General features: G+C 51.3%; 23 protein-coding genes and 1 pseudogene. 5 read left to right on the top strand and 19 right to left on the bottom strand.

Features of this window, described 5'->3' with window-relative positions; all coding sequences use genetic code 11:
* Positions 1 to 15 precede the first annotated feature (15 nt).
* The 5 genes from AC4IE8_RS17715 to AC4IE8_RS17695 all read right to left on the bottom strand — a co-directional run bounded on the left by AC4IE8_RS17715 (position 16) and on the right by AC4IE8_RS17695 (position 4,055).
* A complete protein-coding gene (locus AC4IE8_RS17715) occupies positions 16 to 582 on the bottom strand; it encodes a hypothetical protein (protein ID WP_490791604.1) in 567 nt (188 codons plus the stop codon).
* Positions 579 to 1,073, bottom strand: coding sequence for a hypothetical protein (locus AC4IE8_RS17710; protein WP_490791603.1), 495 nt, complete (start codon positions 1,071 to 1,073; stop codon positions 579 to 581). The genes AC4IE8_RS17715 and AC4IE8_RS17710 overlap by 4 nt, the downstream gene beginning before the upstream one ends.
* Positions 1,074 to 1,224: 151 nt before the next feature.
* The gene (locus AC4IE8_RS17705; RefSeq protein ID WP_068987805.1) at positions 1,225 to 1,767 is read right to left on the bottom strand and encodes a peroxiredoxin-like family protein; all 543 of its coding nucleotides are present in this window, start codon (positions 1,765 to 1,767) and stop codon (positions 1,225 to 1,227) included.
* Positions 1,764 to 2,783 carry an NAD-dependent epimerase/dehydratase family protein gene (locus tag AC4IE8_RS17700; protein WP_490791602.1) on the bottom strand — a complete coding sequence of 340 codons (1,020 nt, stop codon included), beginning with the start codon at positions 2,781 to 2,783 and terminating at the stop codon, positions 1,764 to 1,766. Before AC4IE8_RS17700 ends, AC4IE8_RS17705 begins: the two co-directional genes overlap by 4 nt.
* Positions 2,784 to 3,188: 405 nt before the next feature.
* Positions 3,189 to 4,055 (bottom strand): hypothetical protein, encoded by an 867-nt coding sequence (locus tag AC4IE8_RS17695; protein ID WP_490791601.1) that lies wholly within the window; start codon positions 4,053 to 4,055, stop codon positions 3,189 to 3,191.
* A 14-nt stretch (positions 4,056 to 4,069) separates the two neighbouring features.
* Between AC4IE8_RS17695 and AC4IE8_RS17690 the strand changes: the two genes are divergently transcribed.
* A complete protein-coding gene (locus AC4IE8_RS17690) occupies positions 4,070 to 4,408 on the top strand; it encodes a hypothetical protein (RefSeq protein ID WP_490791600.1) in 339 nt (112 codons plus the stop codon).
* A 119-nt stretch (positions 4,409 to 4,527) separates the two neighbouring features.
* On the top strand, positions 4,528 to 5,031 hold the full coding sequence (locus AC4IE8_RS17685) for an HIT family protein (protein WP_490791599.1): 504 nt from the start codon (positions 4,528 to 4,530) through the stop codon (positions 5,029 to 5,031).
* A gap of 609 nt (positions 5,032 to 5,640) precedes the next feature.
* On the opposite strand, the gene AC4IE8_RS17680 is transcribed toward AC4IE8_RS17685, so the two are convergent.
* On the bottom strand, positions 5,641 to 5,916 hold the full coding sequence (locus AC4IE8_RS17680) for an ATP-binding protein (protein WP_071891721.1): 276 nt from the start codon (positions 5,914 to 5,916) through the stop codon (positions 5,641 to 5,643).
* A 444-nt stretch (positions 5,917 to 6,360) separates the two neighbouring features.
* Here AC4IE8_RS17680 and AC4IE8_RS17675 point away from each other — a divergent pair, with 444 nt between their 5' ends.
* A complete protein-coding gene (locus AC4IE8_RS17675) occupies positions 6,361 to 8,442 on the top strand; it encodes an EAL domain-containing protein (protein ID WP_068987809.1) in 2,082 nt (693 codons plus the stop codon).
* Between the two features lie 207 nt (positions 8,443 to 8,649).
* Positions 8,650 to 9,846 carry an enoyl-ACP reductase FabV gene (gene fabV, locus AC4IE8_RS17670; RefSeq protein WP_490791598.1) on the top strand — a complete coding sequence of 399 codons (1,197 nt, stop codon included), beginning with the start codon at positions 8,650 to 8,652 and terminating at the stop codon, positions 9,844 to 9,846.
* Positions 9,847 to 10,038: 192 nt separating this feature from the next.
* Here the strand turns inward: fabV and AC4IE8_RS17665 are convergent, their stop codons facing one another.
* The 11 genes from AC4IE8_RS17665 to AC4IE8_RS17615 all read right to left on the bottom strand — a co-directional run bounded on the left by AC4IE8_RS17665 (position 10,039) and on the right by AC4IE8_RS17615 (position 18,982).
* A complete protein-coding gene (locus AC4IE8_RS17665; RefSeq protein ID WP_490791597.1) occupies positions 10,039 to 11,748 on the bottom strand; it encodes a Na(+)/H(+) antiporter subunit D in 1,710 nt (569 codons plus the stop codon).
* On the bottom strand, positions 11,741 to 11,995 hold the full coding sequence (locus AC4IE8_RS17660; protein ID WP_068987811.1) for a hypothetical protein: 255 nt from the start codon (positions 11,993 to 11,995) through the stop codon (positions 11,741 to 11,743). The genes AC4IE8_RS17665 and AC4IE8_RS17660 overlap by 8 nt, the downstream gene beginning before the upstream one ends.
* Position 11,996: 1 nt before the next feature.
* A complete protein-coding gene (locus AC4IE8_RS17655; protein WP_068987812.1) occupies positions 11,997 to 13,463 on the bottom strand; it encodes a proton-conducting transporter transmembrane domain-containing protein in 1,467 nt (488 codons plus the stop codon).
* On the bottom strand, positions 13,460 to 14,935 hold the full coding sequence (locus AC4IE8_RS17650; protein WP_490791596.1) for a monovalent cation/H+ antiporter subunit D family protein: 1,476 nt from the start codon (positions 14,933 to 14,935) through the stop codon (positions 13,460 to 13,462). Before AC4IE8_RS17650 ends, AC4IE8_RS17655 begins: the two co-directional genes overlap by 4 nt.
* A complete protein-coding gene (locus AC4IE8_RS17645) occupies positions 14,935 to 15,291 on the bottom strand; it encodes a cation:proton antiporter subunit C (protein ID WP_068987814.1) in 357 nt (118 codons plus the stop codon). Before AC4IE8_RS17645 ends, AC4IE8_RS17650 begins: the two co-directional genes overlap by 1 nt.
* Positions 15,291 to 15,710: a Na(+)/H(+) antiporter subunit B gene (locus tag AC4IE8_RS17640; RefSeq protein ID WP_068987815.1), complete on the bottom strand. Its 420-nt coding sequence runs from the start codon at positions 15,708 to 15,710 to the stop codon at positions 15,291 to 15,293. The genes AC4IE8_RS17645 and AC4IE8_RS17640 overlap by 1 nt, the downstream gene beginning before the upstream one ends.
* Positions 15,700 to 16,290 (bottom strand): DUF4040 domain-containing protein, encoded by a 591-nt coding sequence (locus tag AC4IE8_RS17635; RefSeq protein WP_490791595.1) that lies wholly within the window; start codon positions 16,288 to 16,290, stop codon positions 15,700 to 15,702. Before AC4IE8_RS17635 ends, AC4IE8_RS17640 begins: the two co-directional genes overlap by 11 nt.
* Positions 16,291 to 16,310: 20 nt before the next feature.
* Entirely contained in the window at positions 16,311 to 16,613 is a 303-nt protein-coding gene (mnhG, locus tag AC4IE8_RS17630; protein WP_490791594.1) for a monovalent cation/H(+) antiporter subunit G, read from the bottom strand.
* Positions 16,610 to 16,909 (bottom strand): MrpF/PhaF family protein, encoded by a 300-nt coding sequence (locus AC4IE8_RS17625; RefSeq protein ID WP_068987817.1) that lies wholly within the window; start codon positions 16,907 to 16,909, stop codon positions 16,610 to 16,612. Before AC4IE8_RS17625 ends, mnhG begins: the two co-directional genes overlap by 4 nt.
* Positions 16,909 to 17,385 (bottom strand): Na+/H+ antiporter subunit E, encoded by a 477-nt coding sequence (locus AC4IE8_RS17620; RefSeq protein WP_068987818.1) that lies wholly within the window; start codon positions 17,383 to 17,385, stop codon positions 16,909 to 16,911. Before AC4IE8_RS17620 ends, AC4IE8_RS17625 begins: the two co-directional genes overlap by 1 nt.
* A 355-nt stretch (positions 17,386 to 17,740) precedes the next feature.
* Positions 17,741 to 18,982, bottom strand: a complete 1,242-nt coding sequence (locus AC4IE8_RS17615) for an HD domain-containing phosphohydrolase (protein WP_068987819.1) — start codon at positions 18,980 to 18,982, stop codon at positions 17,741 to 17,743.
* 575 nt (positions 18,983 to 19,557) lie between these two features.
* On the opposite strand from AC4IE8_RS17615, the pseudogene AC4IE8_RS17610 reads away from it, so the two are divergent.
* A pseudogene (locus AC4IE8_RS17610) lies at positions 19,558 to 19,719 on the top strand (trypsin-like serine protease); the annotation flags it as partial.
* A 368-nt stretch (positions 19,720 to 20,087) separates the two neighbouring features.
* Here AC4IE8_RS17610 and AC4IE8_RS17605 read toward each other — a convergent pair.
* Together AC4IE8_RS17605 and AC4IE8_RS17600 are read right to left on the bottom strand one after the other, a co-directional pair.
* On the bottom strand, positions 20,088 to 23,087 hold the full coding sequence (locus AC4IE8_RS17605) for a bifunctional diguanylate cyclase/phosphodiesterase (protein WP_490791593.1): 3,000 nt from the start codon (positions 23,085 to 23,087) through the stop codon (positions 20,088 to 20,090).
* On the bottom strand, positions 23,084 to 25,203 hold a 2,120-nt coding region (locus AC4IE8_RS17600; RefSeq protein ID WP_490791592.1), incomplete at its 5' end, for a cadherin-like domain-containing protein. The genes AC4IE8_RS17605 and AC4IE8_RS17600, both read right to left, overlap by 4 nt.

Genomic DNA, 25,203 nt, shown 5'->3' with positions numbered 1-25,203 from the left:
CTCCAGGATGACAGATTATTGGTCGCGATATTGTTCTGCTAGACGGTTAAGCGAGGGAGCGGCTTTTTTAAACTCCGCCTGAATGATGACCATAGCACGGCTGACTCCTTCCGTTGCACACGCCAGGTATTCAGAGGCTGCTGCCACTCCTGCTTCGGTTCCTCGTTTTTGGTAGGCTTCGGCGAAGTTTCTCAGAGTTTCATCGCTGCAACCCGATATTATCTTTGTCGCCACCCGCTCGCCTACCTTGTCCCAGGTTAGTCGGCTCATGAGTAGAGTCTCTACTTCACCTCTGAACCGGTCCTGTGTCTTGGCAGCCAGGTTTTTGTACAAACCCTTTTTTTCAAGATAGACCAAGTATCTTTGTATGGTTCTAGCAGAAAGCCTAGCCCATCGCTTCTCCAATTGCAGTACCTCAGAAAAGTAATTGTAGTCGTTAGCTGCCTGAGCCGGTATGGCGACCAAGAACGAAAGCAGGCAAGCCAATAGAGTCAGTCTCATTCTTGACCCTTTATGGTCCGTCTGCCGGATTATACTGCCATTGCTGTTGTTAAATAGCATGCCGGGAGGTTTTGGTGTCATTTGGATTTTCCAGGCTTTATCACAGTATGATCCAATTTCCAGCCCTTCTCATTGACTAGGTGAACCTCTTGAATGGTCTTCTCGATGGTGACGACAGAATCCACAGAGGGTTTGTTCTTGAAGTGGTCAGGTAGTTCTTCATCTTCAACTTCAAAGGTGATCACCGCTTTGTCACCCGATTGGTGGATACCGGTCTGTTTTCTGCTTCTTTCATATTTAAATGCCCGTTTCCGGCCTCTGAACAAATTGGACTTGGCTTCTGCCTCGGAGATACCCCTGGATTTGAGTTTTTCGATATAGTGATGACTCGCCTTCAGTGTGCGACTTGAGAGCAGGTTGGAAATAGCGTCAAAATTGTTACTTGATGATAGGATCATACGGTATTGACGGTAGACCTCCTGCGGACCGGGCTGTTGTGATAAGCACGCCGGTAGCCAGAAGAGTGATGTGACTAAAACCAGTATAGACAGGCTGTTTACCCTTTTTTTCATTGTTGATTACTCCATGTGATACTTCGTTTGGACATGTTTTTCAGTTTCGGTGCGTCATTCGGGTTATCTTCATCTCAACCTGTGGGTACAATAAAATCCCAAGCCGATGCTTCTAATTGGTTACTCATACGCTCCATTTCAAACCTGGATTCTACGAATGTGAAAACAGTTGCTCCAGCGGCATATGATCTCCAATATCCCGCCCGTAGTAGACATCGATCAAGCGACCATTCCGATCGATGAGAAAATCGGCGGGGAGGCGATGTATGTCGTTTTCCATGGTGCCGGGGAGGAATCCGTTTGCCACCACCGCCCGGTAAACCTGAGGTATTCCCAGAGTCCAGGCACGGGCGAATCCACGCCAGGAACTCTCCACCCCATACAGACGGTAGAGCTTCAGATCTGGATCGGGTATCAGTGGAAAGGGTGGAGATTGGGTGCCCACATAGTGTGCGACGCGTTCCAATGGTGACTGGAATACCGCCAGGATACGGATGCCTTTGTTGAGAAACTGCTGATGCTTGGTGATCAGCTCCCTGACCCGCAGATTGCACAGTGGGCAGGATGCGTAGCGATAAAAACTGAGCAGAGTCATACCTGGATGTGAACCGAAAGGCTCAATCGGGTTGCCTTGCCAGTCATGGGTCTCGAAAGCCGGAGCACTCCCACTGGGTTTGAGTTGGGTCTGTTTCAATGGCCACTCCCTCCGGGAAGAGGCCGGGCCATCGACATCGCCTTGCTCTGGTGTTTGGCCATCTCGGCCATCTGAATATCAATGGCTTCGCGCCATTGGTGCTTTGGCTGGTATCCAAGCAGTCTTGATGCGCGCTCATTATCGGCATTGGTTTCCTCTAACAGATGGATGATGCTGCGGGTCACGAGCGGTTCCCAGGGCAACAGCGGATTCAGCTTTTCCATCAGCCAGGCAAAGGCAAAGGCGACTGGGAAAGGGACGCTGAAATGAGGTCTTGGCAGTCCATATTGCTGATACAGATAGTCGATCACTTCCCGTACCCGGGGAACCTCCGGGCCGAGAATATTGAAGGATTGATAGCCGCTCAGCTCCGGGGTAGTGGAGGCGAGTTCGATGGCGTGGCCAATATCACGACCGTCGGTGATGGTCATGCCGGTTTTGCCGCCGTTTACCCAGGGCACCAGGTGGGTTTTCAGACGTGGAACCAGGATCGGCAACAAGCCGAGCGCATATCGTGTACCGGCGAACAGACCGAGGCGTAGATTGATTGCACAGAAACGATCGCTGGAGACCTCGCGTAATCGATCCTCGATTCGCACCACATTCGTCTCGTGGGGCCAGTAGTTGCGCTTGATACCAGGGCTCATAGGGTCATATGCATCCCCTGACGCTGCGGCACTTACGGTACTGATAAAGATAAACCGCTTGACCCCCTGACGACGGGCCAAGTCGATCAATGCGAGTGATGGCTTGAGAAACAACTCATCGGATTGCTCGCGATGATCCCAGAGTGAAGTCCAGGCAGCGGCATGGACCACCGTATCGATCCCATGCATCAGTTTATCGAGGTAGTTGACGTCGCGTAAATCTCCGATACGGGACTCCCCCTTGAATCCACTCGGTAATCTGGAAGGGTCACGACAGGCAGCGATGGTTATCACATCCCGGTGCTTGGCCAGGGCTTCGATGCAGTGACTTCCAACGAAGCCGGTAGCGCCGGTTATCAGAATTCGCATGGGCGTTTTCCTTTTCTGATTGAGTAAACTTGATAAGTCAGAATAGTACGATCGTATAGTAAAATCAAGTAGCCAGTATTTATGAGGAATGAAGCCGTATATGACCTTCTGCTGGATACATAGGAGAGGTTTGAGAATTTCAGCTAGTTCTGAATGATGGAGGAACCACTTATAACCAGGCAAGAGCGGTACCTGATAGGAAGTTATCTCTAGCCCTTGTTCTCCAACTGAGTCAAAAGGTGGTGTTTTGATTCAGTTTTAGCAGCGTTATTTCCCTGTACAGCGCCTTGGATGCTTGATGGTGACCATTCATCGTTTGTCTGGTTGGTGGGCACACAGCGGTGAAAAGTTGTCTATTGGGTTGGCAGGTTGAAAATCTGGCAGCGAAATGTACAGGTCACCGTCTCACCGCTGCCTTAGAGGCAAATCCCCATTCGTGGATCTGCGGATTCGAGCTTCCACTAGGATTGTGTTCAGCCTCTTTTTATCCGCAATTTCAGGATAGACTCTATGGAATCTTTCTACTTCTAGAGCGTGCATACCGGCGGATGTTTCCAACTGTTTACGGCACTCGAACCCTAACCCGTGCAACATGAGTAAACGCGGTGCCAACCTTTGTATATAGCGTTGGCAGAGGCTGTTTTTCTGCTCATCTCCCCAATCCTCTCTGATCATCACAGGTGGGAAGTAGTCCACTTCGCCGTTGCCCCGTTTAAACCACTTTGCTTTTGGAGAGTAACCGGCTCTTTTGGTTACCATCTGTTCAACTCTGTAGTTTACTGGCGGATTCTTATTCTGTTTCTCAGATTCCGTATACTCGATTGGCATCACGGCGGCAGGTAGTGCTCTCCAATCTGTTTTGGTTGGAAAGTTACTGAAATTGTCAGGGTTGTTGCAGCTGAAAACCAGTGCTAAGGGTGAATCGTCTTTCGGGTCAAGAATCCAGTATTCATACAGATCGTCAGAAGGAAACGGGTAGTCCGCATTAACAAGGAACTCAGCCAATTGAACGATCCTGTCGTCTATGGCTGTGCCATGCAAGGATCCTGTTTCTGCGATCGTGCGCAGTGCCTCATGCTCCAGAGTTTGAACCCGAATAAATCGCCTTCGCCCGGTTTGTCCGGCTTTATTCAAATTGACTTCGGCATCGTAGAGAAAGTGGATCTCCCAGCTGCGGACGTCGAGCGTCAGCGCCCTGGCAGTTTCGGACTCGACGATCTGCACCAATCCCGAGTAAGGAGGCATAAGGCGTTGCGAATAAGCTTTGATCATGGATTAATTCGACCATGGAATTCGTTTTTTATTTTAATGGAAGAATAAAGGTTATTTATGCAGTGTCAGTGCAACACATTGTATGTGTATCCATCAAAATTGATGGTAGCTTTGTATTTGTAGTTACTATTGAATCGTTCTTTGGGGTTTATCAGGTAGGCTGTGACGCCGTACTCTGGGAAGGCGATAGGCCGCCTAACCTGATTTTGTTCAGTGCAACAATTGTATTTGCATCCAATTTTACTGTCTGTGGCTTGATAGAGTGTAATTGGCTGAATAGAGAGTGGTATAGTGTTGTTTCAGTCGAAGAACATGGGGTTGTGGATGGGCGAAGTATTTACAGTTTATTTTGATATCAAATAAGATTGCATTCTGAATTACTGACAGGTTTCAAATTATCTTCCGCTGAATTGGCGCGATTGCTTTGAATTCTGTAAAAACCAATCATCAAATTATTATAAAAGATTCCACTATGACCCTTTCAGCAGAACAAAACTGTTACTTTTGTAAGGTAACTAATCAGACAGCCGACCCTTTTATTTTCGAGAACAGATCTTTTGTTGGTATCTTTGATACAAATCCAGTCAATCCCGGTCATGCCCTGGTGATCCCACGCAGGCATATCGCATCTATTTTTCATCTAAATGATTCCGAGCAGGAGGATTATTTCGATGCGATTAAAGGCGTGAAACATGTTGTTGAAACAACTGATATGATAGAGCTTTATCAAAATATGCTTAACCGACGTTATCTGCAAAATCGCCCTAAGGATCATATTGAAACTGTTTTACGATTGCCCTTCTTATTAGACAAGCCGAATGCCTACACGATCGGTAATAACGACGGACGAGAAGCGGGAAGAAGCATAGACCATTTACATGTCATTATTCTACCGCGCTACAAAGGGGATGTAGAAAACCCCAGCGGAGGAATTCGAAATGTAATTCCCTGCAGGGCAAACTATCAAAGAACCTGAGTGATAGGTTTAAAGGCTTATGCTTCAAGCCTATGCTGTAACATAAGATGGAACTTGGAAATGCGTTGGTTTATTGTCAGTAAGACTGGCTATCCGCAAGGATTGAGTAGACGGCTCCCATTTGCCAGTAACGACAATACGAGGACACACTGTATTAGTGTTAACAGGCCCTAACAAGGTGGAGCTGAGAGCGATCGATATTCTCATCCGCATCACTGATACTTCCGAGCCGATGAATCATGGAGCAATCATGAGTTCAGCGGTAGTGCTGAGAACTTGATTGCCTCCCTCAGGGTGACAAGAAAGCGCTTTCCATCCATTTTTACCTGGTTGAGTAACATATCGGTGACCTGTGGTTATCTTATCGATAGTAGTTACTGCAAAGGAGGGATAGTGCATAGCCACACCATCCCTGATGCTTCAAGCAATGGGTTTGTTGAAGCCAGCTGTATTATCTGCCGATAGAACTCATCAAGTGGCCGGACTATGGCGGTAGCGCCTGTGCCATCTCATATTTACAGCGAGGGGTAAATCGGCAGATTGAGTCTGCTTCCGGGTTGAAGGTCCAGCGTCTTAGCTGCCGATGCTGTTGAGCTTAGACTTTGTGGCCTACCTGGGTAGGCGAATCGTAAATATCGTGCCCCGTTGCAGCTGGCTGTCGACTTCAAGCTTACCTTTATGTTGTTCCACGATGGCGCGATAAGCCAAAGCAAGGCCCTGGCCGGTACCTTTGCCAACATCCTTGGTGGTGAAGAAAGGCTCGAATACCCGTGTCAGGTTCTCTTCGGGGATTCCGCAGCCGCAGGAAACGGACGAGTAGGGAAAGTTTGACGTCGCTGTTGAACATATCGGGGCTTGGTGCAAGCCTGGTGATTGGGTGCACATAGAATACAATCGGCCGCGAGTTAAAACTCTTGATTGCATCGATAAGTAGAATGACCCAGATCAAGAGTGAGTCTTAGAAGGAGACTCATTCGCATTTTGGCCTGTCCGATTTTCAAAAAGTCGTCAGGGCTGGCCGGTGAGATCGGGGTTACATCATTCCCAGCGATACGATACAGGGGCACAATCAGGGGTTCATATCAATTCACCTGGAACTGGTGGACGCATCCATTGCCGTTGAGCATGGGTTTCTGCAGCGTGCCGTCAAATTTAGCTGCCGGGTTATTAGGTGCCGCAGGGTGTTAAATTCCTATTTCTTACCTCTGTTTCCTAGGCCGTACAATTAAACGATCAATTTAAGAATAATACGATACCTGCCGCTATATTCAGTGGCTAGTAATATTCATAATCTAAATCCGAGTTGATCCAAATGGATTGGGAAGCTCTATGATTCAAACATTTCCACATGTTCACAGCGATAAAGCCAGGTTAAGGGTACAGCTTTGGCTGGTCTTTTTCGGTTGGACACTGATGGTGCTGTTGCTGCTCCTCTGGGCGTTGAACAATGAGGATGCGGAAATGCAGGAGCTGGCGCGCCAGGAGGCGATCGACAATTTCAACAAGGATCAGGCGTTCCGGGTCTGGGCAACCACCCATGGGGGTGTCTACGTACCCGTAACAGAGCGTACCCAGCCAAGTCCCCACCTGAGGCACATTCCTGAACGCGATCTGGTGACACCTTCCGGTCGTCAACTGACCTTGATGAATCCGGCCTTCATGCTGCGTCAGATGATGGACGATTACGCTGACCTCTATGGTGTCAGAGGGAGAATCACCAGCATCAAACCGCTCAATCCGGACAATGCTCCGGACGACTGGGAATGGGCGGCCTTGAAGTCTTTCGAACGAGGTGAGAAAGAGCAGTTCGAGCTTACTGATATTGACGGTGAGCCATACTTGCGCCTGATTCGTCCCATGCAGACCCAGAAGGGTTGCCTCAAGTGTCACCTTAAACAGGGCTACCAGGTGGGGGATGTCCGCGGTGGTGTGGGAATATCTGTGCCGATGAAGGACTATTTCGCCACGGCTGCCGTGCAAAAGCGGGAGATCTCAATGGGTCTGGGGTTGATCTGGCTGGCGGGTCTCAGTGCCATCGGTTTTTATGCCAGGCGCAGCTACCAACGCCTCGAGGAGCGCAAGGATTATGAGGATCAGATCTGGCAGCAGGCCAATTTCGACTCGCTGACCGGTCTTTCGAACCGTAATCTCTTCCTCGACAGGTTGGATCATGCGCTGGCCTATGCACAGCGGCAACAAACCATGGTTGCCCTGCTGTTTATCGATCTGGATCGTTTCAAGTATGTCAACGATGCCTTGGGGCATGCCACAGGCGATCAACTGCTGCAGGAGGCGGCACGCAGGCTGCGGTTGTGCGTCAGAGAGATGGATACGGTATCCCGGCTGGGGGGGGATGAGTTTACCGTCATTCTGCCCGCCATCAGTGAGGGGCAATCGGTTGCCAGAGTGGCCGCCTCGATACTGAATGAGTTGTCACGACCATTCGATCTGGCGGCCCAGGAAACCCATGTCTCCGCCAGTATCGGTATTACGATCTATCCGCAGGACGGCAGTGACACGGGCATGTTACTACAGAATGCTGACACCGCCATGTACCAGGCCAAGGAGGATGGACGCAATACCTACCGCTTCTTTACCTGGGAGATGAATCGTGAAGCGGAGGGTCGAATTTCAATGGGGGCGGCTCTGCGAAATGCAATTCGGAATGATGAGTTCCTGCTGCACTACCAGCCTATTGTGGATATCGCAGATGGCCAGATTGTGGGTGCTGAGGCATTGATTCGATGGGATTCACCTGAGCGTGGGCGTGTGCGGCCGGATGAGTTCATCCCGGTGGCGGAGGAGAGCGGGCTGATTGTGCCCATAGGGGATTGGGTGCTGCAGCAAGCCACATTGGATCTCAAACTATGGGATCAGGCGGGACTGAAGATGGATCTGCTCTCGGTCAACGTCTCCACGGTGCAGTTCCAGTACGAGGGATTTCTCGGAAAAATGGCCGATCTTCTGAAAGACAATCAACATCTTACCTCCAGGCTCTTTCTTGAGATTACCGAGAGCGTCTTTCTGAACGAACATCGGGAGCCGGGTGTTCGGTTGGGAGAACTGCGTAAACAGGGTATCAGTATCTCCATTGACGATTTCGGCACCGGCTACTCATCGCTGAGTTACCTCAAACGCTTTCCTGTGGACAAGATCAAGATCGACCGATCATTTGTCAGGGATGTGACCACCGACCCTGAAGATGCCGCCCTGTGTGAAGCGATTATCGCCATGGCCCATCATCTTGGCCTCAAGGTAGTGGCTGAGGGGGTGGAGACAGAGGCGCAATGGCAATTCCTGCGCAACAGCGGCTGTGACTATGCCCAGGGTTACTACTTCAGCCAACCGCTGACGGTAAGTGATTTCACTGACCATCTGGATAGACACCGAAACATGATGAGGGCAGGCTGAATTGTCTGTCTAATCGCTATCAGGTGCTAATGACGAAATCCGGGATCAACGTCGTCGGACGGTAACTCGGCAGGCTCACTGTGGCTGAATGTGAATTCTTTGGTCACCGGGTCAATAACGTTTAATCTTCCTGCTCCCCACGACTATAATAGGCCGCTTTTGCCGGGTCTGCTCCTGGCCGCGTTCGAATATCAAAAGGTTGATTCTATGATCATCAAACCCAGAGTTCGTGGGTTCATTTGTACCAATGCCCACCCAACTGGCTGTGCAGCCAATGTCCAGGAACAGATTGATTACATCAAAGGTTCCGCTATTCCGGCTGGCCGGGGGCCTGAAAATGTATTGATTATCGGTGCGTCAACCGGCTATGGCCTGGCGACACGCATCACAGCAGCATTTGGCTATGGCGCCAATACTCTGGGAGTGTTCTATGAAAAGCCGGGCAGTGAAAAGCGCACCGGCACGGCAGGTTTTTATAATGCGGCTGCGTTTGAGGAGAAGGCCAAGGCGGAGGGGCTCTACAGCAAAAGCTTCAATGGCGATGCTTTCTCGGATGAGATGAAAGACCGAGTGGTCGAGACCATCAAAGCCGAAATGGGGAAAATCGACCTGGTGGTTTACAGCCTGGCCTCGCCCAAGCGAACCGATCCCAAGACCGGTGAACTCCATAGCTCCGTACTGAAGACGATAGGAAAACCCCATACCGCGAAAAACCTGAATACCGATACGCTCCAGGTGGGAGAGGTCACCATAGATCCAGCCACCGATGAGGAGATCGAGGCGACCGTCAAAGTGATGGGTGGTGCGGATTGGGCGATGTGGCTGCAGGCACTGGCAGCGGCCGATCTGCTGGCTGAAGGGGTGCAAACCACCGCTTATACCTATTTGGGAGATAAGATCACCTGGCCGATCTACGGCCATGCCACGATCGGCCGGGCAAAAGAGGACTTGGATCGCACTGCCAACGAGCTCAACAAGCAGCTGGCTCCGATCCAGGGGCAAGCTCAAGTGGCCGTGCTTAAAGCATTGGTAACCCAGGCAAGCTCCGCCATACCGGTGATGCCTCTCTACATGTCGATTCTATTCAAATTGATGAAGGCGCAGGGTACTCATGAAGGCTGTATTGAGCAGGCTCAGCGCTTATTCACCGAAGGTCTCTACTCCGATACCCCGCGCGTGGATGATGCCAACCGTCTGCGTATGGATGAAAAAGAGCTGGACCCGCAACTGCAGACCGAGGTGGAGACTGTCTGGTCGCAGGTAACCACTGACAACGTTGAAGCGATGACGGACATTGCCGGCTACAATGCCGACTTTCTCAAGCTGTTCGGCTTTGGTGTTTCAAAGGTGGACTACGATGCCGATGTATCACCACTTGTGCTGGCAGATTTTGAGTATGCCTGAGAGCAAACAAGTTGCCGTCAGCCAGCGCATGGACAGCGCCAGCAGAGATGGCTCCAACTGCGCAGCGCCATGGTAATCATTTGATGGACAAAAGGCGGTGTTTTGAGTCGCTGGCTGGAACGGCCTACCTTGTCACACACGAGCGGGGGATGAATCTGGCATTCAACCCCCACGTGTGAATCGGTAATCGCCTCAGGCCAGCGGACCCAAGCTGAAGATATCCAGCAACAGGAAAGCAAGGATGATTGAAATCCAGAACACCATGCTGCCGGTCGGCCAACTCTCCGATAGGTGATATTTGGCCAGCGGGGATTTGCCGAACTGCTCTTGCATGCCCTGTATTTGATTCGTAACCGTTGTCACCATCGACGCTTTTGCCCGCTGCAGAAAATTCACGGTTCGATGGGTGCCGGCAGGAATCAATCTGCGATAGAACCACTCCGCATCCAGGTTGACCGAGTGCAGTTCCGGTGGGTAGAGCCCCTGTTTATTGAGCCAGACAAACGCCAGGGCGGAGAAGAACAGCAACTGTGTCTGCGCCAGTACATGGGTCAGGTCATAGGGCCAGTAGTCGACTTCCCAGGGTAGCAACGCATAGAGATACTGCGGTTGCATGCCGATAAAGAGACAGAGAAATGCGGCCACGCTCATGGCGACCAGCATGTTCGTCGGCGCCTCTTGGGTGCGTATGCCGGAATCGTGGTGGAAGAAGGCAAAATAGGGGATCTTGATGCCCGCGTGATGGAATACACCGGCCGAGGCGAACAGCATCAGCAGCCAGAAATAACCATGGTTCTCCTGCATCAGTGCGGTCATCACCATCGACTTACTGACAAAGCCACTGAACAGTGGGAATGCGGAGATGGAGAGTGCACCGATCACACAGAGTGCGGTGGTTTTGGGCATCGATTTGTAGAGTCCGCCCAGGTCAGAGCCATTGATGTTGCCGACCCGGTAGAGTACCGCGCCCATGCTCATGAACAGCAAACCTTTAAAGATCACATCACTGAATGCGTGAGCGACGGCGCCGTTCAGTGCCAGTGCGGTGCCGATTCCGATACCGGTTACCATGAAGCCGACCTGGTTGATCAGACTGTAGGCCAGTACCCGGCGCAGATCATTTTCGATTACCGCATAGAAGATCGGGAAGCAGGCCATGGTGACGCCGATATAGACCAGAATCTCTTCACCGGCAAAGCCTCTGGCCAGGGAGTAGACGGCGACCTTGGTGGTGAAAGCGGAGAGAAAAACCGTGCCGGTCACGGTTGCTTCGGGATAGCCATCGGTAAGCCAGGTGTGGAGGAACGGAAAGGCGCATTTGATGCCGAAGGCGATGAAGATCAACCAGCCGGCCACACCCACATCCAGGCCGATGTGATTGAATTCCAGTGTACCTGTCTGGTGGTAGTAGACCAGTGCACCGGCCAGCAGCAGTACCCCTGACAGAACCTGGTAGACCAGGTAGCGCATGCCGGCCTTCAATGCCCGTTCCGTGCCTCGTGCCCAGATCAGAAACACGGAGCTGATGGCCAGCAGCTCCCAGAAAATGAACAGGGTAATCAGGTCGCCGGAAAAGACCGCGCCAAGCGCGCTGCCCGCATACGTCATGCCGGCAATATGCTGTTTTGTATCCTCCACATGCAGGGCGTAGATGGCGCCAAAGAAACTGGCGATACAGAACAGATAACCGAACAGCAGACTGAGCTTGTCTGCGCGCAGGATGCTCAGCTCATAACCCATCACGCTGTAGGCGACATCGGTGCCGGGGTTGATGCCCTGCCAGAGATAGAGCCCGGTCACCACCGGCGTAGCCAGCAGTATCAGCTGCCGCGGCAGACCGCGGGTAAATGCAGCCAGCAGTGCGGCAGCAAAAAAGAGCAGGAACGGAGGTAGCTCACTCATCGTAATAATCTTCCCCACGCATCAGGACATTACGCATTTTCTTGGCAATCACGACCAGCAGAACGCAGGCGACAAAACCGTAAACGGCATAAAAGGCCGGCAGTTTCTCCCAGGCAAAGCCGATGTGGCGGTGCAGGACCAGGTCGAGCACGACTAACAGAATGCAAATGGCATAGAATCCTTTGAGCAGGCGATCAACATTCTCCTGCCGGTCAAAGATATGGATTTTCTCTTTTTCATCTGACATGTCAGTAGCCTCCGACAGCTAAACTCGCCAGTCGATAGAAGGGATCTGGGTAGAAGAAGAGGATGATGCAGGCGGTCGATGTGATCACCATCGCCAGCAGTATCGACTTCGGTGCTTCCGCGATCTCTGTGTAGTGTTCGCCGCTTTCCGGTTTACTGAAGAATCCCCGGATCGGGATCGGCAGCAGATAGATGATGTTGAGCAGCGAGCTGATCATCAGCACGGCGAGCAGTAACAGCTGAGTGGTTTCGACCGCACCCAGAGCCAGGTACCACTTACTCCACATGCCACCGAAAGGCGGTAGGCCGATGATACTCAGGGTGCCGATAAAAAAGGCGGTAAAGGTGACGGGCATGGCGCGTCCCAGTCCGTTCAGTTCGCTGACCTTCTTTTTATGCCAGGCGACGAAGATTGCGCCAGCAGCGAAGAACAGGGTGATCTTGGCAAAGGCGTGCATCGCAATATGCATCGAGGCGCCGATCAGGCCCGCTTTGCTGGCCAACATCGCCCCCAGAACGATGTAACTCAGCTGGCTGACGGTGGAGTAGGCCAGCCGCGCCTTCAGGTTGTCCTTGGTCATCGCAACCATGGAGGCGATCAATATGGTGGCGGCGGCTACCCAGATCAGGCCGCCGGTGACATCATTGGAGAGGATGAAATCACTGCCAAAGATGTAGATCGTCACCTTGAGCATGGTGAAGACACCGGCCTTGACCACAGCGACCGCATGCAGCAGGGCGCTGACCGGAGTGGGTGCCACCATCGCCGCAGGTAACCAGCGGTGAAAAGGCATCACGGCGGCTTTGCCGATACCGAACAGGAACAGCGCATAGAGCAGACCGGCCCAGGCGGGATCGATATGGCCGGAGAGAATACCACCCGGTTCGAAGTCGACGCGGCCGGTCAGCGACCAGGTCACCAGTATGCCGAGCAGGAACAGCGCGATCGATGTTCCCAGCAGAATACCGAGATAGACCCGTCCACCCTGCTTCGCTTCCGGGGTGCCGGCATGGGTGACCAGCGGATAGGTCGAGAGGGTCAGCAGCTCGTAAAATAGGAACAGGGTAAACAGGTTGGCGGAGAAGGCGATACCCATGGTTGCGGCGATAGAGACTGCGAAGGCTGCGAAGAACCGGGTTTGATTCTGTTCGTTGTGGCCGCGCATATAACCGATGGCATAGATCGAGGTGACCAGCCAGAGAATGCCGGCAATCAGTGCGAACAGCATGCCTAACGCCTCGATTTTGAAGCTAATGGCAATGCCGGGTATCGGCTCGATCAGGGTCAGGGCAAACGTCTCGCCACCCATGAAGCGGTTCGCCAGCACGACTACCAGCACGGCAATCAATGCCGAACAGAGCAGGGTTACCCCCTCCCTGACATCGGGGTTGTGGCGGGTGATGATTATGCCGGCTGCCCCCGCCAGTGGCAGCAGCAGGATCGTCAGCAACAATGTCTCGGCACTCATGGTTTCATCCCCCCGAGAATTGCAGCGGCTTGTTCAGCAACCCCCACCGTCAGGTCTGTATCCAGGCCGAAATAGATGTTGGCGAGCACCAGGCACCAGGTCGGCATGAGTAACATTAACGGTGCCTCGGTCACGACCTTGCCGTTATCGGTTACGGGTTTGAAATAGAGCGCTTCAATCAATTTGCCCATATAAACAACGGCCAGTAGGGAGCCGATCAGAATTACAGCGACCGGCAGCCAGGCGGACTGCTCCAGGGCAGCCGTCACCAGGTACCATTTGCTGATAAACCCGGCAGTGCCAGGCACCCCGATCAGACTCAGGCCGCCGAGGACAATCGCGCCGAATGTCCAGGGCATTGCCCGGCCAAGGCCGTGGATCTGATCAAGACGGCATGAGTCGATGCGGTAGATGATGGCGCCAATGGCCATGAACAGCGCGCCTTTCATCAGGGCATGGTTGAACAGATGAATCAGGGTCGCCATCAGACCGGTTGCCGTGGCAAATCCGATCCCCAGAACCATGTAACCGATTTGAGCCACACTGGAGTAGGCCAACAGTCGTTTGATGTTTTTCTGGTAGATGGCATATACCGAGGCGATGATCACGCCGGCCATGCCTGCAACGATAAATAGCTCATCGGCAGGAGTGGCTATGGTGAAGGTCTGCGGGAAAACGGTGAACAGTATGCGCAGCATCACATACACGGCGACTTTGGTGGCCGTTGCGGCAAGAAAAACGGTGACCACCGAGGGAGCGTAGGTGTAGGCGTTCGGCAGCCAGAGGTGCAGGGGGAACAGTGCCAGTTTCAGGGCGATACCGACCATGATGAAAGTAAAGCCGGTTTCCACGGTATTAAGGTGCAGTACGGAGGGCAGGATATTCGCCATATCCTGCATGTTCAGTGTACCGGTCTGCGAATAGAGCAGGCCCACCCCGATCAGGTAGAAGGTGGCGCCGATGGTACCCATGATCAGGTATTGATAGGAGGATGTGAACGCCTGTCGGCTTTTCCCGAGGCTGATCAGTGCATAGGAGGAGAGTGATGAGATCTCCAGGAAGACGAAGACATTGAAGATGTCACCGGTCTGGGTGATACCGAGCAGGCCGGTCAGACAGAGTAGCAGGGCACTGTAAAATGTCGGTATCTTCTCTTCGGGAATCTCCCGTTCCACACTGTGCAGTGCATAGGGGAGGGTGAGTGCAGCGATGACCGCAACGATCAGGGCGACAAAGGCATTGACTGCATCGATGCGATACTCAATACCCCATGGCGGTGCCCAGCCACCCAGTTCATAACTGATGACCCCACCTTGAAGTACCGACCAGAGTTGGATTCCGGCAAACACGGCACACACGACGGAAACGAAAAAAGAGGCCGCCCAGGGCAACCGGCCACGGGGTAAAACGGCCACCAGGGGTGCGGCAATCAGCGGTACGATGACCAGCAGCAGGCTTATATGATTTCCCATTACAGCGAGTGATCCAGATTATGAATTTCATCTTCTTCGATGGTGCCGTAGGTTTCCTTGATACGTACCACCAAAGCCAGCGCCAGTGCCGTCGTCGCCACGCCAACCACGATGGCGGTGAGGATCAGAACATGGGGTAGCGGGTTTGAATAGACTTTGACGCCTTCAGCGATAATGGGTGCGGCGCCTCCCTCCACCGTGCCCAGGCTGATATAGAGGAAAAAAACCGAAACCTGGAAGATGTTCAGGCCGATGATTTTTTTCACCAGATTGCCACGGCTGATCACCGTGTAGAGCCCGACCATCATCAAGATGATCACAACCCAGTAATTATAGTGGCCAATAAAGAATTCCATTACTCTCTGCCCCTGCCTGCGAAGGCAAAAAATAGGATCAACATGGCCGAAGCCACCGTGATGCCGACACCCAGTTCGACCAGCAGGATGCCCAGGTGCTGGCCGGCAATCTGATTGCTGCCCAGAAATGTGTAATCGAGATAGTTGCCACCTAAAAACAGGGACTCTATTCCCACTCCGGCATAGATCACCACGCCGAGTGATGCCAGGATGCGCAACCAGTGATGCGGGATAATCTTCTCCGCGTTTTCGAGTCCGAAAACCAGGCTGTAGAGGATGATAGCAGCACTGAATATCACCCCGGCCTGAAAGCCGCCGCCGGGTCCGAAATCCCCATGAAACTGGACATAGAGTGCAAACAGGAGAATCAGCGGAATAATGAACTTTGCTATGACATGCAGGATCAGATTAGGCTTCATCTTGCGCCTCCTCATCCTTTGCTTTGAGCGCCGGTTTCGGGCGCTTGCCGCCGATCAGTAGCAGTACCGCCACCGCGGCGGTGAAGATCACGGTGACTTCGCCCAGGGTGTCAAAGCCGCGATAACTTGCCAGTACGGCGGTTACTGTATTCGGTACCCCGGTGTCGAGCATCGAATTTTCAAGATAAAAACGTGCAACGTGTGTCTGTGACGGGGCATCAGGGGAGCCAAAGCTCGGTATATCCCAGGTGCCGTAAACCAGTGCCGAGCCGGTGACTATCACGACGATCAGCGGTAGCCATGCGGTGTGAGTCTGAGGTGCCTCGTCGTAGTAGGGCTCTTTCTTTCGCTTGACCAATGCCAGGGTCGCCAACATCAAGACCGTGGAGATACCCGCACCCACAGCAGCTTCAGTAAAGGCCACATCAGGCGCATCCATCACCACGAACAGGCCGGCAGAGAGCAGGCTGAAGATTCCGAACAGCATCACGATCGCAAACAGATTGTTGATGCGCATGATCGCAATGGAGGTGGTCGCCAGAAAGGTGAGCAAAATAATATCGACTACAACATCAATCATGATTTTTCACTCCCCCCGGACTATTTCTGATCGAGCTTGGGCTTGAGACCGCTGTGCTGTGCTGCGTTTGCCAGCGCATGTGAAGCAGTCGGGCTGGAAAAAAAGAGGAACACGAAGATCAGGGCCAGTTTAAAGGCCGCAATACTCCAGCCGGCCTGCAGTGCAAGACCTAGCAGAATCATCAAGGCACTCAGGGTATCGGTTATTCCGATCGCGTGCAGGCGGGTATAGAAGTCGGGAAAGCGGTGAATACCGATTCCACCGATGATGCCGAGCCCGGCGCCAACCAACAGAAAGATCGAACTGAGAATATCGATAATCACTTCGGCTCTCCCTGTTTCACATTACCATCGAGGTTGTCCGAGGTGTGAAAATTACCCTGTGCGACCAGCTTGAGGGCGGCAACGACACCAATGAAGTTGATCAGTGCATAGACCAGCGCAATATCCAGTACATCGGTTCTGCCGGATAGAAAAGCAAAAACCGCAATCAACAGCACCGTTTTGGTGCCATGCATGTTGACCGCAGCAATACGGTCATAGGTCGTAGGCCCTGCGAGCGCGCGCGCGATGGCCAATCCCATGGTGACCAGGATTGCCAGTGAAGCTACTATATACATTATTCTTTGAAAACCCGGTTGGTAATCTCTTTCGACATGGTGCCGGTCGCCAGTTCGGCGGCTGCCTCTTTGCTGAGCGCATGCACAGTGAGGCTTTCATCCGATAGCTTGATCGTGACCGTACCAGGGGTCAGGGTAATGGAATTGGCATAAATCACAGTCCCAAGGTCGGTCAGTTGCGACTGAGGGACCTCGATCACCTGCGGACTGATCGGTGTTTTTTCCCAGCTTAGGATCCGTTTGATAACGTCGATATTTGCTTTGATGATCTCGCCGAACAGATAGTAGTAATAGATAGGGAATTTTAACGAGAGATGCAGCGGATAGCTCTCGTGGTCGATGATATTCATACGGTGGGATAGGAATGCCGTGAGCGCAATCGAAACTGCCCCCAATCCCAGCAGCAGGGGTTCGAAATGCCCCGACAAGGAGATCCAGAACAGAAGCAGCAGTGCGATAAAGCTAAAATATCTCATTTCGATGGTCTAGGTTGGTTCGTGATTTAAATGACCCGCGCGTCCGGACAGATTAATGCGTGATTTCTGGTTCTGTTCCCCTACGGTCGTGACCCCGTCTCTCAGTGAATGTTACGGCGATTACCCGTTGCGATGATATGACAGTGATGGGTTAAAATCCAGTTGAGCTAACCGCGCAAACCCCCCTAATATACCACTTTTTTAGTTGATTGGGAGGTCAGGTCAGGGTTGCCGACATTAAATGATTATTGCCGCCGATGTTGAATGCTTAGCGGCTTGAGGGTGCCTGAGGAAAGCGGCTTTTTCGCTTGAGATACCCTATATAATAGGTGAGGATTTCAGCGCCAACATCCGGTTATTCAGGGCTGATTTCTTCAGATATAGAAACGGCGAGTTTTAAGCACACTTCCGGCTCCGCCTTTACGAGTTCGACCAGATCGGCATCCAATTGGCCCGATTCGGCCATCTCTCCGATCACCTCAAGAATCTTCTGTAGCGCCATCGCGGCCCGATAGGGGCGGTCCTGGGCAAGTGCCTGAAAGACATCGGCCACTGCGATGATCCTGGCCTCCCGGGTCAACTCCTCACCAGTTCGACGAAAGGGGTATCCCTGTCCATTCGGCGCCTCATGATGGTAGGCGGCCCATAGGGCGATATCCTCGATCCCTTTAATCTCACGCAGCACCTGATAGGTCTCAAAACTGTGTCGGTGGAGCAACAGCTTGTCGTCGGCGTCCAAAGGACCCGGTTTGTCCAGAACCTGATCCGGCACCCGCAGCTTGCCCAGGTCATGGAGCAGTCCGGCCACTTCGATGCGCTCGCAGGTATCGGAAGCCAAACTTGAACGCTCGGCCAAGTGGCGCGCCAGGCGTGAAACTCCGACAGAGTGTTCGAAGGTGAAGTGGCTCTTGGCATCGACGATGGTGGCGAAAATTCGCGCCAGCTGTTTCAGTTTATCGAATGAGACCGGTTGTGGGGTTGTGAATCGCTCCATGTCGAAGAGAAAGCGCTGCAGGTGGGGTGGTTCCAGCATCATCCAGAATGCCTCGGAGTGTGACACCTGCACAAAAAGATCTACCAGATCCGGACTGAACAGGGTTCCGGCATACTCCTGAATGGCCTTGCGGATATTCCCGGTCTGCTGAAGCAGATCCTTGCCGTAGTGGACCGCGGAGAGGGCATCGACCCGGTCCACCATGAAGATCAGGTTGGCGTCTCGGGCGATTTCAGGGTCGACATCACACTCCACCAGGGACTCCCAGGGTGTATGGTGGTAACGCACGACCTGGGCGTAATCGTGGAAATAGGAGAAGCTCTCAAGCAGGGTTGCTCCGATCGCGGAGTGGGCATCGGCCCCCTCCCAAACCATCTCTTCAACCAAGTGTGTATGTTCCTCCGTGGAAGAGACACCGCAGTCGTGCAGCATGCCGATGTGGAATAGGCGTTCGCGACCTTGCTTGTCCTTACCCATCATCTCGGCGCACTTGAATGCCATGTAACCCACCCGCTTACCATGGGCAGTCTCGTCAACCCCAACCAGGTCCAGTGCGTCGGCCAAAGCGTAGACGACCTGACGCAAATCGATTGAAACAGTCATAATTATTACCCTCCCCGGATTGAAGGTTAGCGTCAGGAGTTGAAAAACCTTTAATTTTGCTAGGGTACTATTTGCGGTATCTGATTTAGGGGCTGAGGATGTCGATTGTATTTTACTGTATGGATTTGTTGGAAGTGGGGGGTAGAGCAACTCTGGAGTGATGCTGTTTTGGAGACGGACTTCGTTGATTGTAAGAACATCTCAGCCATAGAGAAGTTTGGATTGTTGAATAATCAGAAAGCGTATCGTTTGTGTAAGGTCTGTATTCTACAATTATTCATTTTATACATTTTGGCTGAAGAAAGTGATACATAAAGATACAGTTAGCTGTTGGATAGATACATGGCTAAATAATTCAATAGATACTCCAATAGTCAATTTGGGGTTTACAAAGATGATTCGATAAATTCAATGTCTCACAATTGCACTGTTGTTAATCGGTTCCAGTCAGATATTGGCAGAGTACAGCAGCAGAATAGGTTCCATCAATCCTCGTATTATTGGCGGAAACCCAGCAGAGAGTAGTGCTTATTTGTGAATGACAGCATTGTTTAAGTAAAACTGATAACGAACAGTTTTATGGTGGTAGTTTGATTGGAGCGCAATGGGTTCTAACGGCCGCGCATTATGTGGAATCTGTATCTGCAGGCAATATTCAAGTCTATATCGGAGGTCTCAGTTTATCTGATCGTAGCGATGGTGAGATACGAGATATCAATCATATATATACATCCTGACTACTATGAAGATCATGATATAGCACTGCTGTTGCTTGCAGAGCCATCAAGTAAGCAACCGATCAGTGTATCGTCAAGAGAACTTGATGATGGTTTGGCTGATGGAACCGATCTGATTGTTACTGGTTGTGCTTGTCATTACTAGACTGATTTTGATGAGCATTAGCTCTGTTAGCTTAGGTACCTAACAATTTCTTATGGGATAGTATTGCGTCATTGAGAATGCAATCGGTGAACAATAGTCATACGAAAATGATCATGTTGCCACTTCTGCAGGCAGGGGTAAGTGCGTGTCGAAGGCATTGTACGAAGAAGGAATTGTCTGCTTCAGCTGATCTGAAAAAAGTCATCGGCATCGAACCAAACGGCTATTCCATATCTGTTGTACCGTTATAAATTTCCAGCAGGTTGATGGCTTCGGTGTGTGACACCGGTTTACAATAGAGCTCACCTTGGATTTCATCACACCCCAGCCTGCTTAAGACCTTTTTTTGACTCTCGGTTTCAATACCTTCGGCGGTTACCTTTAATCGCAAGCCTCTGGCGAGAGAAATGATACCGTTGATGATGGTCTGGTCGTATTCGCTTGGTAGGGTATCTTCGATAAAAGAGTGGTCTATCTTAATTGCATCAATCGGTAGGGTCCTGAGATAACTCAGAGACGAAAAACCCTTGCCGAAGTCGTCCAGTATGAATTGGATGCCAGCATCGCTCATGGCTTGCAGTACTGGTGCGGTTTTATTGATATTCTCCATCAATGCTGATTCCGTTATCTCGAGCTCCAGGTGCCTTGGATCCATACCAACTGCTTCACAGCTCTCTAGAACTTTTGGTGTTAATTTTGATTTACGCAATTGTACAGCAGATAGATTGACAGCAACCTTTAACTTATCAAATCCTGCTTCATGCCAACGTTTTAGATCCAGCATCGCTTGTCGCAGTACCCAGAGTCCCAGCTTATGGATCAGCCCGGTACTTTCGGCAACTGGAATAAACTCAGACGGAGGGATTAATCCGACCTTTTTATGAGGCCATCTGGCGAGGGCTTCCATACAGACTATCTCGCCGCTCTTAATGTCGAATTTCGGTTGATAGACCAGTTCAAAATGAGAGCGGACGATCGCCTTATGCAGCTGGCTCTCTAGCCACACCTTGTGATAGGCGTTCCGGTTGATATCTGATGAAAAGAAGTGAATATTGTTGCTGCCAACCTCGCGTTTTGCGGCAAACCGGGCCGAACCCGCCTTTTGCATCAAACCGGCAGGTGTGTCGTCATCATGTGGGAAGAGCGCAATACCGACGCTGAATGAGACAAACAACTCCTGATCATTAATCTCGATTGGTTTCTTTAAACCGGTCAGAATGCGTCGTACAACCCAGGTGATCGATTCGATATCTGTAACGTCAGTCAGAATCAGAGCAAATTCATCGTTACTGACACGGGAGATCGTGGACGACTCCTTATCATCCTGTTCATCAACAACCGCGACAGTGTCGGTAATCCTTAAAGAATCGACCAATCTTGATGAGATGACCTTGAGTATTCGATCCCCAATAGTAAAACCGAAAGCCTCATTGATACTGCTAAAATCATCGATATCGATGGAGACCAGAGCGGCTGACGTCTCGTAGCGCTTACATCTGGCTAGCACCTGTAGGATACGATCGGAAAATATGATTTTGTTCGGTAGGCCTGTGAGCTCATCCTTGCCTTCGCGACGTTTAATCTCTTCCCGACTGTATTCGAGTTCTGATTCCAGATTTCGTACCAGATCCTCCAGCCTGTGCAGCTCACCCTGAAGTACCTTGTCAGATTGACCATCAGTTATCACAAGGGGCTGATTCTGTTCATTCCGTTTTGATTTTCGATCTGTGATTGTTAAATCATCATTCCAGAAAACGACCCGATTACGCCCCTGCTCTTTGGCTAGATAGAGCGCATCGTCGGCATGATTGATGAGTTGCAACTGGTCTTCCATATTATCTACCAGAGGCGCCAGACCGAAACTTGCGGTGACTGTCCGTTTGTCGGTGAAAAGGTCGTGGCCTTTCTGCTGGATCTCATTACGCAAACGCTCTGCCAGTACTAACGCCTCTTCCCGGTCTGCATGAGGCATTACAATTGAAAACTCTTCACCGCCATATCGTCCAACGACATCCTCTGGGCGTGAGTTGATTATCAGGGTATCCGCAATGAACTTGATTACCTTATCGCCATTGGCATGTCCATATTGGTCGTTAATCAGTTTGAAATTATCGATATCGATCATCATGAAGACCAGGCTGGTTCTATCTTTTATAGTGGTCTCATACAAGATATTGTATTTTTCAAAAAAGGCGCGTCGATTGTAACAGCCGGTCAATGGATCCCTGGTAGCCAGCAATTCGAGCTCCACTGTTTTGTCTCTGAGTGCCTTTTCGGAGGTACGTAATTTCTCGAGTGTCGATTGGAGTTCACGGTGTTTTTTCTCCAGATCAGTCATATCATCGAAGGTTGCAAGCACACCACGGGGTTTGCCCTTACCATCAAAGATGGGTGCGGTATTGACCGAAAATGTCCGTTCGGATCTATTGTCCAATTGCAGATGCATGGGAATTCCGGTCTTGCGTTCCATGTTCAGCATACTGGTACGCCAGGGAAAGACATCCGCCTTGATGCCTTTCTCCCTTTTACGCCATGCCAATTCATCCGCCCGAAGACCGATCAAGGCATCTTCCTGTTTTTCGATTTTTTCAGTAAAGGAGTCGTTCGCCAGTATGATCTGATCTTTCTCATCAAGGATAATCAGCCCCTCAGAGAGCGCGTTGAATGCAGAACGGACACGTTCAGGTATTACTGCCTTGGGATCAAGCTCGCGCAGAGTCCGCTTGATAAAGATTAGATAGAGGACAAAGCCGGTAAGGGCAACAAAAAGTAGCAAGCCGCCCAGGGTACCCATAGGGAGGTCGCTCTCTTTGGTCAGCGGGGTAAACGCAACTTCCAGAGTCCCCCAGCGGTTCTGATTTGCCATGATTGGCACCCGCACATGGGTGGAGGTTGATTTGTCCAGCGGCACATTCAGCCAATGTTTCTCGTGATCACCGACAACCAGGGATATACCCCGGTTGTTACTCAATGAGGCTGAGAGAATATCGTCGTTTCTCCCTACAACCGACTCGAGGGTTGTACGTAGAATTTCCAAATCATTTTTGCTTGCGGCAGAGGAGACCTGAACAGCCAGTGATTCACAGAACTGTTTTCTTGCCTTCAGTACTGTTTTGTCTTCATCTGGTACGACGCCGATAAGTCGTCCGAGTAAAAGAATACTCAAGGTCAACAACACTAACCCAAAAGTGATCTTGATCGTCGGACTGATTCTGAAACTCATACATCCATCCTGGATTGAGGTGCTTGACCGGATTTGGGTGTCTTTTTGCGGTCAAAGAGCTTTGCCACTCTTTTATCTTGTGGATCCTCCTCCGCTGAATGTTCTGGCCTTTCACTGTTCCGCTTGGCATTCGCCGAAAGGACCGGCAGCGGATCGATCTGTCGCCACAGTGGTGAAAACGATAACAGACTTGCTGATAACACACCGGCGCGCAGTAACCAGGCGACATACCCGGCTGACAAGGTCAGAGTGCCGAAAGTCGCTGATTTAAGCACGATGCCGTCGTTCGATGTCTGCTCAGTCCGGTGGTCTGACATCTCCTGGTTCATCGCATCGAGCAGTTCCCAGATCGTATCTGGTACCTCGACCAGGTCATTATTCAAAGTATTAATCTGTGGCAGTTCAGCAGCAGAAGTAGCTGTGGCCTGTATCCGCATAGAGCCATCGCTGTTTGAGTTTCGACCTTCTGAATTAAAGAGACTTTTATCGAAACGATCTATGGTCTGTCTGTCGGTATCGCTTACACTCGGTTGCGGATCTGCTACCAGGATCAATTTATCAGACAAAGCGACATCTTGAGTGCTATCGGATAGGGCATCTTCTACGGTTGATGCAGGTAACGGTTCTGTCGGCTCCATGGAGTGATCAGGTGGGGACTGGTCGGACGGGGTAGTTTCTGATGGTGCAAGATCGTAAATGATATCGTCCAGATAGGGTTCCTCGGATTCTGGAGGTGGTTCGATCAAACTGTGTAAGGTGATGCTGAAACTCTTCAAGGAGTAGGAGCCATCTGTGCTGGTGGCGCGTACAGTAATCTCATATTGTGTTGTATCCAGGTCCTCCACGGCTGAAACCAAGGTCACAACACCGGTGGATGGATTGATTGTGAATAGGCCATTGGAATTGTCGTCCAAACTGTATGTGATCCTGTTTGAACTGGCGTCGGGGTCTTCCGCCCAGGCAGTGATGCCGACTCCAGCACTGAGGGAATCAGTTGGATTAATTATATCGGGCGTCTGTTCAATATCCATCAACAGGCCAACATCGAACTCGTCCACATCGGTAACTTCAATGGTAAGTAGCTGACTGTCCGTACCGCCATTGCCATCCGACACCAAGACCCTGATCTGATACAGATTGTCTTGATCCGCATCGACTGGATTCTCTACATCCGGAGCATCGCTAAATCGAAGCTCTCCACTTAATGGATCGATCATGAAAAATCCCAGATCAGCCCCGCTTTCGATGGCGAAACTGAGGGTATCGTTATCTGGATCGTCTGCAGTTATCTGGGTGACAAAGGTTGAATTTTCCTCCACGCTAAGTACTGCATGTTCGCTGGCACCATGACTGCTAATGACTGGCGTATCATTGACCGAGATTACACTAATCTCCACCAGGTAGCTGTTCTCATTGCCACTAGCATCACGCACAGTGAAGACAAAACTGTCCGGACCATGGTAATCCGCATCGGGGCTATAGTTGAATCGGCCATCATCTTCAACGGTCACGCTACCCTGGGTGGGTATGGTCTCCAATTGATAGATAACCCTGTTTCCATCGTCATCAAGAGCCGGTGGCAGATTGCCGCTGTAGATGCCATTCTCCAATACTGTGATTGCGAGATCTGAGGCTACCGGGGCACTGTTGTTTGAGATGACATTGATAACCACAGTCGTTTCACTTGCATCACCACCACTATCAGTCACACGATAAACAAAAGAGTCTGTGAGGTTGTTCGAGCCGTCATGGGTATAACTGAAAGTGCCGTCGCTGTTCAGCATCAACGTGCCGTAATTTACGTCAGTGACCAGGGAGACCGTCACCGGGGTATCATCGAGTCCGGTGTCGTTGTTCAATACTGTGGCTGAACCACCCACCAGGGTGGTGGCTGTACCACCCTCGGCCAGGCTGATGGTGTCAGCATTGGCCGTTGGTATGGCGTCGACAGCTGGGGTTACGCTAATCGAGACTGAGGCATCACTGGTTTGGCCATCATTGTCGGTGACCCGATAGGTAAAGGCGTCGAGCAAGTTCGACGAGCCGTCGTGGGTATAACTGAAGGTTCCATCCCCATTCAGGATCAGGGTGCCGTTCGTTACGTCGGTAACCAGAG

The organism is Candidatus Thiodiazotropha sp. AKAK2 (genome assembly GCF_058244685.1).
This window is presented reverse-complemented; position numbering and strand designations above follow the sequence as displayed.